The organism is Serratia sp. X3 (genome assembly GCF_014982455.1).
GTDB classification, from domain to species: domain Bacteria; phylum Pseudomonadota; class Gammaproteobacteria; order Enterobacterales; family Enterobacteriaceae; genus Serratia; species Serratia ureilytica.
In genome coordinates this window covers 289,317-304,202 of record NZ_JADCNB010000004.1, presented here as the reverse complement: position 1 = coordinate 304,202, position 14,886 = coordinate 289,317, and the positions used below count along the sequence as shown (strand labels likewise).

The 14,886-nt window shown below is 59.4% G+C and carries 13 protein-coding genes; 3 read left to right on the top strand and 10 right to left on the bottom strand.

Features of this window, described 5'->3' with window-relative positions:
- Positions 1-167: 167 nt before the first annotated feature.
- The 5 genes from hemG to IMX17_RS18285 all read right to left on the bottom strand — a co-directional run bounded on the left by hemG (position 168) and on the right by IMX17_RS18285 (position 5,464).
- Positions 168-701 carry a menaquinone-dependent protoporphyrinogen IX dehydrogenase gene (gene hemG, locus IMX17_RS18305; protein WP_182265669.1) on the bottom strand — a complete coding sequence of 178 codons (534 nt, stop codon included), beginning with the start codon at positions 699-701 and terminating at the stop codon, positions 168-170.
- Positions 702-722: 21 nt separating this feature from the next.
- Positions 723-2,174 carry a Trk system potassium transporter TrkH gene (gene trkH, locus IMX17_RS18300; protein ID WP_004934492.1) on the bottom strand — a complete coding sequence of 484 codons (1,452 nt, stop codon included), beginning with the start codon at positions 2,172-2,174 and terminating at the stop codon, positions 723-725.
- 35 nt (positions 2,175-2,209) lie between these two features.
- Positions 2,210-2,824, bottom strand: a complete 615-nt coding sequence (locus IMX17_RS18295) for an IMPACT family protein (RefSeq protein ID WP_182265668.1) — start codon at positions 2,822-2,824, stop codon at positions 2,210-2,212.
- The gene (gene pepQ, locus IMX17_RS18290; protein WP_046898871.1) at positions 2,824-4,155 is read right to left on the bottom strand and encodes a Xaa-Pro dipeptidase; all 1,332 of its coding nucleotides are present in this window, start codon (positions 4,153-4,155) and stop codon (positions 2,824-2,826) included. Before pepQ ends, IMX17_RS18295 begins: the two co-directional genes overlap by 1 nt.
- A gap of 112 nt (positions 4,156-4,267) precedes the next feature.
- On the bottom strand, positions 4,268-5,464 hold the full coding sequence (locus IMX17_RS18285) for an MFS transporter (RefSeq protein ID WP_182265667.1): 1,197 nt from the start codon (positions 5,462-5,464) through the stop codon (positions 4,268-4,270).
- Positions 5,465-5,697: 233 nt separating this feature from the next.
- On the opposite strand from IMX17_RS18285, the gene fadB reads away from it, so the two are divergent.
- Positions 5,698-7,887, top strand: a complete 2,190-nt coding sequence (gene fadB / locus IMX17_RS18280) for a fatty acid oxidation complex subunit alpha FadB (protein WP_193550067.1) — start codon at positions 5,698-5,700, stop codon at positions 7,885-7,887.
- A gap of 10 nt (positions 7,888-7,897) precedes the next feature.
- Entirely contained in the window at positions 7,898-9,061 is a 1,164-nt protein-coding gene (gene fadA / locus IMX17_RS18275) for an acetyl-CoA C-acyltransferase FadA (protein WP_033644961.1), read from the top strand.
- Positions 9,062-9,233: 172 nt separating this feature from the next.
- On the opposite strand, the gene fre is transcribed toward fadA, so the two are convergent.
- Genes fre through pepE form a run of 3 tightly spaced genes read right to left on the bottom strand, consistent with a single transcriptional unit; the run spans position 9,234 to position 12,279 of the window.
- On the bottom strand, positions 9,234-9,935 hold the full coding sequence (gene fre, locus IMX17_RS18270) for an NAD(P)H-flavin reductase (protein ID WP_069100519.1): 702 nt from the start codon (positions 9,933-9,935) through the stop codon (positions 9,234-9,236).
- A gap of 50 nt (positions 9,936-9,985) precedes the next feature.
- Positions 9,986-11,506 (bottom strand): 4-hydroxy-3-polyprenylbenzoate decarboxylase, encoded by a 1,521-nt coding sequence (gene ubiD / locus IMX17_RS18265; protein WP_193550066.1) that lies wholly within the window; start codon positions 11,504-11,506, stop codon positions 9,986-9,988.
- Positions 11,507-11,553: 47 nt separating this feature from the next.
- Positions 11,554-12,279: a dipeptidase PepE gene (pepE, locus tag IMX17_RS18260; protein ID WP_033644964.1), complete on the bottom strand. Its 726-nt coding sequence runs from the start codon at positions 12,277-12,279 to the stop codon at positions 11,554-11,556.
- Between the two features lie 245 nt (positions 12,280-12,524).
- Here pepE and rfaH point away from each other — a divergent pair, with 245 nt between their 5' ends.
- Complete coding sequence (rfaH, locus tag IMX17_RS18255; protein ID WP_033644965.1) at positions 12,525-13,013, top strand: transcription/translation regulatory transformer protein RfaH; 489 nt, start codon at positions 12,525-12,527, stop codon at positions 13,011-13,013.
- 42 nt (positions 13,014-13,055) lie between these two features.
- Here the strand turns inward: rfaH and hemB are convergent, their stop codons facing one another.
- A complete protein-coding gene (gene hemB / locus IMX17_RS18250) occupies positions 13,056-14,078 on the bottom strand; it encodes a porphobilinogen synthase (protein WP_042783470.1) in 1,023 nt (340 codons plus the stop codon).
- Between the two features lie 14 nt (positions 14,079-14,092).
- Entirely contained in the window at positions 14,093-14,875 is a 783-nt protein-coding gene (gene tatD / locus IMX17_RS18245) for a 3'-5' ssDNA/RNA exonuclease TatD (RefSeq protein ID WP_182265665.1), read from the bottom strand.
- Positions 14,876-14,886: the final 11 nt, after the last annotated feature.

Here is a 14,886-nt window from a genome sequence, read left to right as displayed (position 1 = left end):
AGCGTTTATTTCGCTTTCCTCTCGCTGACCCGGCGGCTTGTCAGTCGTTGTTCCCGGTCAGTGGAGGCGCATTATAGGGAGTTCTCGGCGGGCCGCAACCCCTAAATGCAAAAAACTTTTCAAGCGCGGATTTTTTCGGCAAAACGCTGGCCAAACCCGCATTTTCGTCACTTTTCGTACTGAATCTGGCTAAATTCCTGGGCGAAACGATCGACTTGCTGCCAATCTGTGTACTCAACCTCCTTACTGGTATCCGTTTCTCCACCGGTCATACGCATAATAAATTGAATCATGATGCGATCGAACCAGCGATAACGTGGATAACGCAACGCCCCGGCAAATACCGCGCACTGTTTTGGCTGCCACGGCGACGCCAACAGGAACTTACGGGTATAGGCGTTGGTTTGCGGCGAACGCTTTTCCGGTTTGCGCGCGGTCAGGTTGACGGCAAAGAATGCGCTCGGCATCCGATTCAACTGCTCGGCATGACGTTTAACGAATTTATCCAGCGCCGGGTTAAAGTGCCCGTAGCGAATAGAAGCGCCGATTATCACCTGCTGATACTGGCTAAGGTCGATCGGTTCCGCCTGCAGCAGATCGATCACCTCACAGCGCAGCGTATCCTGCAATTTGCTTGCTATATAAGAAGCGATAGCACGTGTTTGCCCGTCACGGCTCGAATAAAGTATCAATGCCTTCATGGCGTACTCCTTATAACAGGCTCACTCACGCCAGAAGGTTGGCGTGAACAGCACCAGCAATGTAAACACTTCCAGGCGCCCGAACAGCATCGTCACCACCAGGATCCACTTGGCCGCCGCTGGCATCGTGGTGAAGTTGTCCGCCACCACGCCCAGACCAGGACCAAGGTTATTCAGCGTTGCCGTCACTGCGGCAAACGCGGAGAAATCATCAACGCCGGTCGCAATGATCGCCAGCATGCTGACGATAAACACCAGTGCATAGGCGGAGAAGAATCCCCACACCGCTTCCAGAATACGTTCCGGCAGTGCGCGATTGCCCAATTTGATGGTATAGACCGCGTTGGGGTGCACCAGCCTTTTCAATTCGCGCGAGCCCTGCAGGTACAACAGCAGAATACGGATCACCTTCAGGCCGCCGCCGGTCGAACCGGCGCAACCGCCGATGAATGCCGAACACAGCAACAGCATCGGCAGGAACAGCGGCCACTTGGCGATGCTGTCGGTCGTAAAACCGGCCGTGGTCGCCATCGATACCACCTGGAAGAACGCCTGATTGAGCGTTTCCATACCGCTCTTATAGACGCCATGTCCCCAGAGCACCAACGTGCACACCACCACCAGCGTCAGTTGAACGAAGATAAACATGCGGAATTCAGGATCGCGCCCATAGACCTTCAGACTGCGGCCGCTTAGCAAAGCGAAGTGCAGACCGTAGTTACAGCCGGAAATCAGCAGGAACACGGCAATGATGGTGTTGATGGTCGGGCTGGCGTAATAACCGATACTGGCATCGTGGGTAGAAAACCCGCCAATGGCGATGGTCGAGAAACTGTGGCCGATGGCGTCGAATACCGACATCCCGGCCCCCCAGAGCGCCAGCGCACAGGCGACGGTCAGCAACACATAGATTAGCCACAGGGTTTTGGCGGTTTCGGCAATACGCGGACGCATCTTGTTATCTTTCAGCGGCCCGGGCATTTCCGCCCGATACAGCTGCATGCCCCCGACGCCGAGTATCGGCAGTATCGCCACCGCCAACACGATGATCCCCATCCCACCCATCCATTGCAGCATTTGGCGATAGAACAGGATGGCCTTAGGCAACGAGTCCAGCCCCACCAGCGTCGTTGCGCCGGTAGTCGTCAATCCCGAGAAGGATTCAAAGAAGGCGTCGGTCAGCGACAAATTAGGACGTTCCGAAAACAGGAACGGCAATGCCCCCACGCTGCCCAGCACGGTCCAGAACAGCACAACGATCAGGAAACCTTCACGCGGCTTCAGCTCGTGTTTCTGCTTACGGTTCGGCCACCACAGCATCAGCCCGATGGTCAACGCCACGAAGAACGTTTGGCTGAACGCTCGCCCCGCCCCATCGCGATAAATCAATGCCACCAGGCCGGGAATAAACATCGTCCCAGAGAACAAGATGACCAGCAGACCAACGATACGGGTTATGGCGCGAAAATGCATTTCAGCACGATCCTTAGCAATTCAATTGGGAGGAATTATTGCGAAATGGGGGTTAATTGCAAATTACCGCGACTGAGATCACGCAATTTATTCCCAAACAGCTCGACCTCAGTCGCCGGCAGCGCCAAATGCAGCACGACGGCGACGCCGTATTCGCCCTGCAGGATCCGACCTGCGGTTTGCTGCAACAAGTTCTCCACCAGCGCCAACTGCGCATAGTCGCACTGCAAGATATATTCGGCTTCGGGCACCTTTTGCACCAGCGCCAGCTGCTTCAATGCCTGTTGAACACCGTTGCCATAAGCTTTCACCAGTCCGCCGGTGCCCAGCTTGACACCGCCGTAGTACCGAACGACTACGGCGGTCACTTCACCGATACCGCTGCCTATCAGCTGCGCGAGGATAGGTTTGCCGGCGGTACCCGACGGTTCTCCATCGTCGGAGAACCCCAGCTGCTGCGAATCATCGGGGCTACCGGCGACGAAAGCCCAACAGTGGTGCCGCGCCGCCGGGTGCTCATCCCGCACCTGCTGAATAAACGCCTTTGCCGCCTCCACCCCGCCGGTCGGCGCCAGCAGGGTGATGAAACGGCTCTTCTTTATCTCTTCGGTAAAGCAGGTTGCTTCCGCCGGTATCGGGTACGGCCGCATCAAGCCAGGTTCAGATCGCGCGTCATGTTCTCGATGCGCTTTTCATGGATCACGATGTTGTCTTCGATGCGAATACCGCCATACGGTTTCAGCGCATCGATGCGATCCCAGGCGAAGTGCTGCTTGAACTCGCCGCTGCGCCACGGCGCCAACAGAGACTCGATGAAGTACAGACCCGGTTCGATGGTCAACACCATGCCCGGCTGCAACACGCGGGTGCAACGCAGGAACGGGTACTTGGACGGCGCCGCCAGATGGGTGCCTTGCTCATCCTGCATAAAACCGGCGGCGTCGTGCACCTGCAGGCCCAACGGATGGCCCAACCCGTGCGGCAGGAACGGCGTGGTGATCCCCGTTTCGACCATCGCCTCTTCGCTGAGGCCATTCACCAGTTTGTGATTCTTGAGCAGCTTGGCGATGCGCTGGTGCATCTGCACATGATAGTCGGTGTAACGCACGCCGGTTTTAATGGTGTCGATCAGCGCCAGCTGTTCACTATTGAGATCTTTCACCAGATGAGCGAACTCGCTGCCGCTTTGCGCCGCATAGGTACGCGTCAGATCGGCGGCGTAGCCGTTATATTCCGCGCCGGCGTCGATCAGAAAACTCAGGGACTCGGCCGGCGGCTGATGATCCAGCTTGGTGTAGTGCAGCACCGAAGCGTGCTCGTTCAACGCCACGATGTTGTCGTAAGGCACATCGGTATCGCGGTGGCCGGTAGCCGTCAGGTAGGCCAGATTGATGTCGAACTCGCTCATGCCGGAGAGGAAGGCCTCATGCGCGGCACGATGGCCGGTTACCGCCGTCTTCTGCGCTTCGCGCATGCAGGCCAGCTCATAGCCGGTTTTAATCGAACGGTGGAAATCCAGGTAGTTCAGCACCGCTTTCGGGTTGATGTTTTCCGCAGGAATGCCGAGATCGCGGGCGCGCTGTTGGGCATAACCGATATAGCCGACGCGCTCACGCTGCGGCGGCAGCTGCTGCGCGATCGCATCGGCGTTGGCCAGCGGCATCAATTCGAGGGACTTGGTCCAGAAACTGTTCGGCAGCGGCTCTACGCTGTGCCAGTAGTCAACCGGGGAGTAGAACCACAGCTTCGGCTTGTTGACGCCATCTATCCACAACCAGCAGTTCGGCACCGATGTCACCGGCACCCAGGCTTTGAAATGCGCGTTCACTTTGAACGGGTAGCTATGGTCGTCCAAAAATACCTTTTGCAGTTCCCCGGAGTGAATCAGCAGCGCATCCAACTTGTTGCGTTCCAGCACTTCACGCGCGCGTTTTTGCAGTTCTGCCAGGTGGTCGTTATACAAAGAAGCCAGCGTTTCCATCACAGTACCCTTATGCCTTAGCACGAAAGAAGCCATCTTAACACAGCGCTCCGAGGCACCAACCTCATCGCGTTGGGCCTGCGGAGCAGCTCGCAATTCCCTGCAAATGCCGTTACATCCGCAGCTTAACCATTAACCAGCCGCCCAAACCGAGCAGCGCTATCGCCAGCGCCCACAGGCCATGGTGTTCCAACAACACCGCGCCGGCCGCGGCGACGCCTGCCAGACACTGCTGCAGAAAGCCACACAGCGCCATCGCATAAGCGCCGTACTCTTTGGCATCGCTGACGGCCATCGCCATGCTGTTGGGAAACAGCACCGCCTGGCCAAAAATGGTCAGGCAATACAGCGCGATGAACAGCGCCATGCCGGAAAGGCCGGCCAGGACGCCGCTCCACCACAACAGCAGGATCGCCGCCGTCGCCAGCGCCACGATGCCGCTGCCGGCCTGCATCAGTTTTATCCCGCCGAGACGCGCCACCGTACGGTTCACCGTCAACGCCCCGCTGAAGTAGGCGACGCCGATCACCAGTCCCAGGGCGCCGAACGCCGTGACGTTGAGACCAAACTCCTGCTGCATCACGAACGGACTCACTTCCTGCAGTGTCACCGTGGTGGCAAACCCCAGCCCGCCGACACAGGCCGGCCAAAAGAACCCAGGCCGCCGCAGGATGGCAAAGTAGGTTGCCGCCATCGCCGGGCGCACGCCCCCTGCCCGTCCCGCCTCCAGCGGCAGCGTCACCATCAGCGCCAGAATGATCAAACCGGTGGCGCCCATCAGGACGAAGCCCATCTGCCAGTGCGCATATTGGCTCAGCAGGCCGCCGATAAACTGACCGCCGCCCAGCGCGGTGATAAAGGCGATGGAGAGCACCGACAGACGCCGCGCCAGTTCGTCCCCGCTCCAGTTATCCCGCACGATGATGCGCGCGATGATCGCCGCACCGCCGGCACCCACGCCCTGCAGCGCACGCAGCGTCAGCAATTGGGCGCCGTTGCTGCACAGCGCCAACAGCCCGCTGCAGCCAATGAAAAGAAATAAAGACAGCGTCAGGGGCGCGCGGCGGCCAAAGCGATCGGCGGCCGCGCCCCAAAACAGCACCGGCAAGGCGGCGCCGATGACGAAGATTGAAATGGACAGCTCGGTGGCGCGCCGGCTCATCGCCAGCTCCCGCATCACCGTCGGCAACGAAGGCAAGTACACGGTCGTCGCCATTTGCGCCATAAACACCAACAGACACGCCAGCGTCATGGTTCTGGCGGGAATGCTCCATAAGCCGCTGCGTTTAACACAAGCTGCCTTAGTCATGCGTAACCTCGTCTGAATGATCATTCGCTGCGAGCAAGTGTATGAAGGCCGACAAGCTCCGGCAAATGCCGATAGCACATAAAATATAACTTCGTTTCAAATCAAAAAACTAACTTGGCAACATGTGATCCGACCAGCAAAAATGCAATCTCTCATTTGCATATTGTTAACATAAAAACCACACTCCTCTTCATCTGGTCATACCAGATCATACGCTGATTCAGGAGATAGACATGCTCTACCAAGGCGAAACATTACAACTGCACTGGCTCGATAACGGCATCGCCGAGCTGGTGTTCAACGCACCGGGCTCGGTCAACAAGCTGGACACCCGCACCGTCGCCAGCCTGGGCGAAGCGCTCACCGTGCTGGAAAACCAGCCAGAGCTCAAGGGGCTGCTGCTGCGCTCCACCAAAGCCGCATTTATCGTCGGCGCCGATATCACCGAATTCCTTTCTCTGTTCGCCGCGCCGGCTGAAAAGCTGCAAGAGTGGCTGGTATTCGCCAACAACGTCTTTAACCGGCTGGAAGATTTGCCGGTGCCGACCATTTCTGCCATTAACGGCTATGCGCTCGGCGGCGGTTGCGAATGCATTTTGGCGACCGATTTCCGCGTCGCCTCACCGGACGCGCGCATCGGCCTGCCTGAAACCAAATTGGGCATCATGCCGGGCTTCGGCGGCTCCGTCCGCCTGCCGCGCCTGCTGGGTAACGACAGCGCGCTGGAAATCATCGCCGCCGGCAAAGACGTCAGCGCCAAAGACGCGTTGAAAGTCGGCCTGGTCGATGCGGTAGTGGCGCCGGAAAAACTGGCCGAAGCCGCGCTCAACATGCTGCAACAGGCGATCGACGGCAAGCTGAACTGGCGCGCCGCGCGTCAACCGAAGCTGGAGCCGCTGAAGCTCAGCCCGATCGAGGCAGCAATGAGCTTCACCACCGCCAAAGGCATGGTGCTGCAGACCGCCGGCAAACATTACCCGGCGCCGATGACCGCGGTGAAAACCATTGAAGCCGCCGCCAAGCTGGGCCGCGATGAAGCGCTGAAACTGGAAACCGCCAGCTTCGTGCCGTTGGCGCGCTCCAACGAAGCGCGTGCGCTGGTCGGCATCTTCCTTAACGATCAGTTCGTGAAGGGCCAGGCGAAAAAGCTGGCCAAGAATGTGGACGCGCCGAAACAGGCGGCGGTGTTGGGCGCCGGCATCATGGGCGGCGGCATTGCTTACCAATCGGCGTTGAAAGGCGTGCCGGTGATCATGAAGGACATCAGCGACAAATCGCTGACGTTGGGCATGAACGAAGCGGCCAAGCTGCTCAATAAGCAGTTGGAACGCGGCAAGCTGGATGGCCTGAAAATGGCGCAGGTGCTGTCGACCATTCAGCCGACGCTGGACTACGCCGGCATCGAGCGCGCGCAGGTGATCGTCGAAGCGGTCGTGGAGAACCCGAAGGTCAAAGCCGCCGTGCTGTCGGAAGTGGAAAACCTGATCGGCGAAGACACCGTTCTGGCGTCGAACACCTCGACCATTCCGATTAATCATCTGGCAAAATTGTTGAAGCGTCCGCAAAACTTCTGCGGCATGCACTTCTTTAACCCGGTACACCGTATGCCGCTGGTCGAAATCATCCGCGGCGAACAAACCAGCGACGAGACCATTGCCAAAGTGGTGGCCTACGCCGGCCGCATGGGCAAAACGCCGATCGTGGTGAACGACTGCCCGGGCTTCTTCGTCAACCGCGTGCTGTTCCCATACTTCGCCGGCTTCAGCCTGCTGCTGCGCGACGGCGCCGACTTCCGTCAGATCGATAAAGTGATGGAAAAACAGTTCGGTTGGCCGATGGGCCCGGCCTACCTGCTCGACGTGGTGGGCATCGACACCGCACACCACGCGCAAGCGGTAATGGCGGCCGGCTTCCCGGAGCGCATGAGCAAAGACTATCGCGACGCCATTGACGTGATGTTCGACAACCAGCGCTTCGGTCAGAAAAACCAGCTGGGCTTCTACCGCTACAGCCAGGACAACAAAGGTAAGCCGCGCAAGGACAACGACGAGCAGACCGATGCACTGCTGGCCGAAGTGAGCCAACCGCGGCAGACCATCAGCGACGAAGAGATCGTTACGCGCATGATGATCCCGATGATCAACGAAGTGGTGCGTTGCCTGGAAGAGAAGATCGTCGCCAGCCCGGCCGAAGCCGATATGGCGTTGGTCTACGGCATCGGTTTCCCTCCGTTCCACGGCGGCGCGTTCCGCTACCTGGATACGCTCGGCACCGCCAACTACGTTGAGCTGGCCCAGCGTTACGCACACCTCGGTGCCCTGTATCAGGTGCCGGCCGGTCTGCGCGCCAAGGCCGAACGCAATGAAAGCTACTACCCGGTGGCGACACCGCTGTCCGACGTCGCAACCCGCCAACCGGCATGAGGTCATAAAGATGGAAAACGTAGTTATTGTTGATGCCGTACGCACGCCGATGGGCCGCTCCAAGGGCGGCGCCTTCCGCCAGGTGCGCGCCGAAGATCTCTCCGCTCATCTGATGCGTGAAGTGCTAAGCCGCAACCCGGCGCTGAACGCCGACGAGATCGATGACATTTACTGGGGCTGTGTGCAGCAGACGCTGGAACAAGGCTTCAACATCGCCCGCAACGCCGCGCTGCTGGCCGAGATCCCGCACCGCGTGCCGGCGGTGACCGTCAACCGCCTGTGCGGCTCTTCGATGCAGGCGCTGCACGACGCGGCGCGCGCCATCATGGTTGGCGACGCGCACATCAGCCTGATCGGCGGCGTGGAACACATGGGCCATGTGCCGATGAACCACGGCGTGGATTTCCATCCGGGCCTGAGCCGCAGCGTGGCCAAGGCCGCCGGGATGATGGGGCTGACCGCTGAAATGCTGGCCAAGATGCACAACATCAGCCGCCAGATGCAGGATGAGTTCGCCGCGCGCTCCCACCAACGCGCACATGCGGCGACGCTGGCGGGTTACTTTAAAAACGAGATCATTCCGACCAACGGCCACGACGCCGACGGCGTGCTGACCCGTTACGATTTTGATGAAGTCATCCGCCCGGAAACCACCGTCGAAAGCCTGTCGGCTCTGCGCCCGGCGTTCGATCCGGTCAATGGCACCGTCACCGCCGGCAGTTCTTCCGCTCTGTCGGACGGCGCTTCCGCCATGCTGCTGATGAGCGAATCACGCGCCAAAGCGCTCGGTTTGAAAGCCCGCGCCCGTATTCGCTCGATGGCGGTCGTCGGCTGCGATCCTTCCATCATGGGCTACGGCCCGGTGCCGGCCAGCAAGCTGGCGTTGAAACGCGCCGGTCTGAGCGTGCAGGACATCGATCTGTTCGAGCTGAACGAAGCGTTCGCCGCCCAGTCGCTGCCGTGCATCAAGGATCTGGGGTTGATGGACAGCATCGACGACAAGATTAACCTGAACGGCGGCGCCATCGCGCTAGGCCACCCGCTGGGCTGTTCCGGCTCCCGCATCTCGACCACCCTGTTGAACAACATGGAACGTCGCGACGCGCAGTTCGGCCTGGCGACCATGTGCATCGGCCTGGGCCAGGGTATCGCCACCGTGTTTGAACGCGTTTAGCTGTGTCTATCTTGGGATGACCGCGTCACCACTTCAAATCGCGGCATCCCGCCAAGTTTAGTTGCCGTTCTTCCCGCCTGTCAGGGGCGGGTTTTTTATGCCTGAAATTTGCCGACGCCCAAATAAAAACGGGGCGACCCTCGGCCACCCCGTTCACTGCGCATCGCCACTGTCAGATAAACGAAAACGCGTCGCCAAACATATGCGCTTCCTGCGCGCCGCGCTCGGCGCAGAAACGCTCGCGGGCGATTTTCGCCATCTCGAAACGCCCGGCGATGTAGATGTCATGTTCCGCCAACGTGCCGAAATCCTGCAACACCGCGCTGAGCACGGTGCCGCTGCGGCCACGCCATTCAGCCTCCGGCTGCTCGACCACCGGGATCACCTTCAGGTTCGGGTGTTGCACCGACAGCGCTTCCAGCTCGCTCAGATCGTACAGGTGCTTCAGCTCACGCCCGCCCCAGTAGATGGAAATGTCGCGATCGGGCTGCTGCTCCAACGCGGTCAACAGGATTGAGCGCGCATAGGAGAAGCCGGTGCCGCCGGCGATCAGCACCAGCGGACGGCAGCCCTCTTCCCGCAGCCAGGCGTCGCCGTGCGGCATATCGACGGTGATCGCCTGCTCTTTCAGAATGCGATCCATCACCGCCATGGCGTACAGATTCAGCTCCGAAGCACCGATATGCAGCTCGATGTAATCTTGCTGCGTCGGGGTTGATGCCAGCGAGAACGGACGTTTGTCGCGCTCGTCCATCACCACCATCAGATATTGCCCTGCCTTGAAAGAAAACGGCTGCTCGGGCACCAGACGTACCCGATAAACCGTATCGGTAATGGCCTCTACCGAGGTCACTTTACAGCTCAATATTGTCATGCGTTCCCTCTGTCGGGTCATCAATGCAAAGCTGAGAACAGGGCCTGACGCTATAACGTCGGTTCCCTGTCACTGAAAATTGCGAGCTCATCCCAGATTTCGTCGACGCGCGCACGTACCTTTTCATCCATCTGAATCGGACGGCCCCATTCGCGATCGGTTTCACCCGGCCATTTGTTGGTGGCGTCCAGCCCCATCTTCGAACCCAGTCCGGAAACCGGCGAGGCGAAGTCCAGATAGTCGATCGGCGTATTCTCCACCAGAACCGTATCCCTTGCCGGATCCATTCGTGTGGTGATCGCCCAAATCACGTCATTCCAGTCGCGCGCATTGACGTCATCGTCACAGACGATAACAAATTTGGTGTACATAAACTGCCGCAGGAACGACCAGACGCCCATCATCACGCGTTTCGCGTGGCCGGCGTACTGTTTTTTCATGGTCACCACCGCCAGGCGATACGAGCACCCTTCCGGCGGCAGATAGAAATCAACGATTTCCGGGAACTGTTTTTGCAGGATCGGCACGAACACTTCATTCAGCGCCACGCCCAGGATCGCCGGCTCATCCGGCGGCCGGCCGGTGTAGGTCGAGTGGTAAATCGCGTTGCGACGCTGGGTGATGTGCGTGACGGTGAATACCGGGAACTGGTCGACTTCATTGTAGTAACCGGTGTGGTCACCGTAGGGGCCTTCCGGCGCCATTTCACCCGGCTCGATATAGCCTTCCAGCACGATTTCAGCGCTGGCGGGCACTTCCAGATCGTTGGAAAGGCACTTGACCACTTCGGTTTTATTGCCGCGCAGCAGCCCGGCAAAGGCGTATTCAGATAGGGTATCCGGCACCGGCGTCACCGCGCCGAGGATAGTGGCGGGATCGGCACCCAGCGCTACCGCAACCGGGAAACGCTCGCCGGGGTGCGCCTGGCACCACTCCTGGTAATCCAGCGCGCCGCCGCGGTGCGACAGCCAGCGCATAATCACTTTATTCTTGCCCAGCACCTGCTGACGATAGATACCGAGGTTTTGCCGTTCCTTATGCGGGCCGCGGGTCACCGTCAGCCCCCAGGTGATCAGCGGCGCGGCGTCTTCCGGCCAGCAGTGCATCACCGGAATGCGGCCCAGATCGACATCCTCGCCCTGCCATACCTGCTCCTGACAAGGCGCGGATCCCAGTACCTTGGTCGGCATGTTCAGCACCTGCTTGAACTTCGGTATTTTGTCGAACAGATCGCGGAAACCTTTCGGCGGCTCCGGCTCTTTGAGGAAAGCCAGCAGTTTGCCGACTTCGCGCAGCGCGCTGATGTCTTCCTGCCCCATGCCCATCGCCACGCGATTGGCGGTACCGAACAGGTTGCACAGCACCGGCATGTCGTACCCTTTCGGGTTTTCAAACAGCAGTGCCGGGCCGCCCGCCCGCAGGGTGCGATCGGCAATTTCCGTCATTTCCAGGTAAGGATCGATCGGCTGGCTGATGCGTTTTAGTTCCCCTCTCTTCTCCAGCAACGAGAGGAAATCGCGTAAGTCACGGTATTTCATGCTGATCATTATAGCGGCCAGTGGGGAGGGCATTATAAGCCCTCTTCAAGGTTGTTGCTGCAATTTTGTTAACGCCGCCCTCAGCCGCAGTTGAACGGCACCAGCGCAGCCAGTGCGCGCGTATCCTGATATTCGCGCGTCTCTTCGCCGTGGCGGAACACCTTAAAACCCTGCCCGTTGGCGCTGAAATAACGTAGCGCATTGCCTTCAACGTGCAACAGACTGCCTTCACGCAACGCCACGACCGATTCGCTCGGGTTGATCGCGCAGAACTCAGCCAGACGCTCGTCACGGGTTTCGCCCATGTGGCCGCTGATGTGCGCATCGATGTAATGCGGGTTAATCTGCACCGGGAACAACCCCAGCGCCGGCAATACCACGCTGCAGCGCACCGGCATGTCATTGGTGGTGCGAATGCTCGGCGTCGCCACGTTGCAACCTGCGCTCCAGCCGACGTAAGGCACTTCACGCTCGCGCACCGCGCGCTGGATAGGCACGATCAGGCTTTGTTCATGCAGCATCTGGTTCAGCAACCAGGTGTTGCCGCCGCTGACCAAAATGCATTCGGCCTGCGCAATCGCCGCCGCCGGTGAAGCGGCGTGGTGAATGCTGGTGACTTCAATGCCCAATGTTTGCGCCAGCTCCTGCGCGCGCCGATCGTAGTCGTAACGGATTAGCGCGTAAGGGATAAAGACGGCGGATTTGATGCCGCGGCGCGCAATCATCGCCAGCAGTTGGCTTTTGGCGTACCCCAGCAGCTCGGCTTCGCCAGACAGCTTGCCGTTGCTCAACAGAAACAGCTCCATTTTTCTCCCCTCGGTCAAAAACGATGAATAGCGTCACAGCCGGCGGCGCAACGCCTTGCCATACTGTGACGGTAACAAATTTTTAGCCCTCTGTTATACCAGCGCCGTATCGATAAGTGTGTGACCCCTCGCTAATAGCCGTAGATTCAGAAAGATAGGCGATGTTACATGCTGAAACTTGCATCACTATGTATCCGGAATAGCTTTTGATATGCTTACCGGCTGGCAGAAAGGCATGTGAAATTATGGAATCCTGGTATCTACTTTATTGCAAACGCGGTCAGCTGTTGCGAGCGCAGGAACATCTGGAGCGGCAGCAGGTAAACTGCCTCAGCCCGATCATCACGCTGGAAAAAATCGTGCGTGGCAAGCGCATCGCGGTCAGCGAACCCCTGTTTCCCAATTATCTGTTTGTGGAGTTCGACCCGGAGCGCATTCACACCACCACCATCAGCGCCACCCGCGGCGTCAGCCACTTCGTGCGTTTCGGCGCGCTGCCGAGCGTCATCCCGAGCAAGGTGATCGATGAGCTGCGCACGCACACCAGCGAGACCTACGTCGATCCGGAAACCCCGCAGCCGGGTGATACCGTTCTGATCGTCGACGGCGTATTCGAAGGGCTGCAGGCGATCTACACCGAGCCGGACGGCGAGGCCCGCTCGATGCTGTTGCTCAACCTGATCAACAAACAGGTCAGTCAAAGCATCGACAATCGGCAATTCCAGAAAATGTAATGCAAAAAGGCGCCCTCAGGCGCCTTTTTTACGGTATCGCGCTTAGCGGCGCAGCGCTTCTTCATGCAGCCATTGGGCGACACGCTTGGCGAAGTAGGTCAGCACGCCGTCGGCGCCGGCACGTTTAAAGCACATCAACGACTCCATCACCGCAGGTTGCTCCTGCAGCCAGCCGTTCTGAATCGCCGCCATGTGCATGGCGTACTCGCCGGACACCTGATAAGCGAAAGTCGGCACGCCGAAGGTATCCTTCACCCGGCGCACCACATCCAGGTAAGGCATGCCCGGTTTCACCATCACCATGTCCGCGCCTTCCTGCAGATCCTGCGCAATCTCTTGCAGCGCTTCATCGCTGTTGGCCGGATCCATCTGATAGGTCTTTTTGTTGCCGCCTTTCAGGTTGCCGCTGGAGCCCAGCGCATCGCGGAATGGACCGTAATAGCAAGAAGCGTACTTGGCGGAGTAGGCCATGATCTGGGTGTTCACCAGGCCCTGCAGTTCCAGACGATCGCGGATCGCCCCGATACGGCCGTCCATCATGTCGCTCGGCGCCACGATTTCCGCGCCCGCTTCGGCATGAGACAGCGCCTGGCGCACCAGAATGTCTTTGGTCACGTCGTTAATCACGTAGCCCTGCTCATCGATCACCCCGTCCTGACCGTGGGTGGTGTAGGGATCGAGCGCTACGTCGGTCAGAATGCCCAACTCAGGCACAGCGTCTTTCAGCGCGCGCACCGTGCGCTGCACCAGCCCTTCCGGGTTATAGGCTTCTTCCGCATGCAGCGACTTCAAGCCCGGTTCAATCACCGGGAACAGGGAGATCACCGGCACGCCGAGTTTGGCGATGGTTTCCGCTTCCTTGACCAGCAGATCGATCGTCATGCGCGATACGCCCGGCATCGAGGCCACTTCTTCCTGGCGGTTGCTGCCTTCCATGACGAACACCGGATAAATCAGGTCATTGACCGTCAGTTGGTTCTCGGCGACCAGACGGCGACTGAAGTCATGACGGCGCACGCGGCGCATACGGCGACCAGGAAAGGTGCCCGGAAATGCATAGCTCATAGTTTTCTCCTAGCTCAAACCAGCCGGAATAGCCGGCGGGCGTTCTCATCGGTTTTTTGCCCCAGCCATTGCGGCTCTTCCTGCCGCCAGACGGCGACCTGATGCACGATGTGGGGCAGGAAACAGGGTTCGTTGCGGCGAGATGCGGGTTTAGGCTGTAAATCCCGGGGCAACAGATAAGGGGCGTCAGTTTCCAGCAGCAGACGCTCGGCCGGGATCTGCGGCAGCAGGGCGCGCAATTCCAGACCGCGCCGCTCGTCGCAGACCCAACCGGTAATCCCGATCGACAGGCCCAGCGACAGGCAGCTTGCTAATTCTTCGGCGGTGCCGGTGAAGCAGTGCACCACGGCCGCGGGCAGTTTATCCAACCACGGCGTCAGTAGCTCGGCAAAACGTGCGTGTGCGTCGCGACAGTGAAGAAACACCGGCAGCGCCAACTCCGCCGCCAGCGCCAGTTGCGCGCTGAACGCCGCTTCCTGCTGCTCCGGCGTCGAGAAGTTGCGGTTGAAATCCAGACCGCATTCACCGATCGCCACCACTTCTGAGCCGGCGGCCAGGGCATAAATCTGCTCGGCGCTGCGTTCATCCCAGCTGCTGGCGTTATGCGGATGCACACCGGCGGTGGACCAGCAATAGCCCGCATGCTGCTGCGCCAGTTTGGCGGCCTCGCGGCTCTCAGACAGATCGGTGCCGGTAATCAACATCCCGGTAACGCCCGCCGCGCGGGCGCGCTCCACCACGGTCTCGCGGTCTTTGGCGAATTGGCTGCTGGTGAGGTTAACGCCAATATCAAACATGGTTTTTCCCA

Excerpts from the sequence above, each read along its gene's own strand:
- pepE (WP_033644964.1), bottom strand. The coding sequence starts at position 12,279 with ATGGAGCTGTTTCTGTTGAGCAACGGCAAGCTGTCTGGCGAAGCCGAG.
- tatD (WP_182265665.1), bottom strand. The coding sequence starts at position 14,875 with ATGTTTGATATTGGCGTTAACCTCACCAGCAGCCAATTCGCCAAAGAC.
- ubiD (WP_193550066.1), bottom strand. The coding sequence starts at position 11,506 with ATGCCCTCCCCACTGGCCGCTATAATGATCAGCATGAAATACCGTGAC.
- trkH (WP_004934492.1), bottom strand. The coding sequence starts at position 2,174 with ATGCATTTTCGCGCCATAACCCGTATCGTTGGTCTGCTGGTCATCTTG.
- IMX17_RS18295 (WP_182265668.1), bottom strand. The coding sequence starts at position 2,824 with ATGCGGCCGTACCCGATACCGGCGGAAGCAACCTGCTTTACCGAAGAG.
- pepQ (WP_046898871.1), bottom strand. The coding sequence starts at position 4,155 with ATGGAAACGCTGGCTTCTTTGTATAACGACCACCTGGCAGAACTGCAA.
- fadB (WP_193550067.1), top strand. The coding sequence starts at position 5,698 with ATGCTCTACCAAGGCGAAACATTACAACTGCACTGGCTCGATAACGGC.
- hemB (WP_042783470.1), bottom strand. The coding sequence starts at position 14,078 with ATGAGCTATGCATTTCCGGGCACCTTTCCTGGTCGCCGTATGCGCCGC.
- hemG (WP_182265669.1), bottom strand. The coding sequence starts at position 701 with ATGAAGGCATTGATACTTTATTCGAGCCGTGACGGGCAAACACGTGCT.
- IMX17_RS18285 (WP_182265667.1), bottom strand. The coding sequence starts at position 5,464 with ATGACTAAGGCAGCTTGTGTTAAACGCAGCGGCTTATGGAGCATTCCC.
- fre (WP_069100519.1), bottom strand. The coding sequence starts at position 9,935 with ATGACAATATTGAGCTGTAAAGTGACCTCGGTAGAGGCCATTACCGAT.
- rfaH (WP_033644965.1), top strand. The coding sequence starts at position 12,525 with ATGGAATCCTGGTATCTACTTTATTGCAAACGCGGTCAGCTGTTGCGA.
- fadA (WP_033644961.1), top strand. The coding sequence starts at position 7,898 with ATGGAAAACGTAGTTATTGTTGATGCCGTACGCACGCCGATGGGCCGC.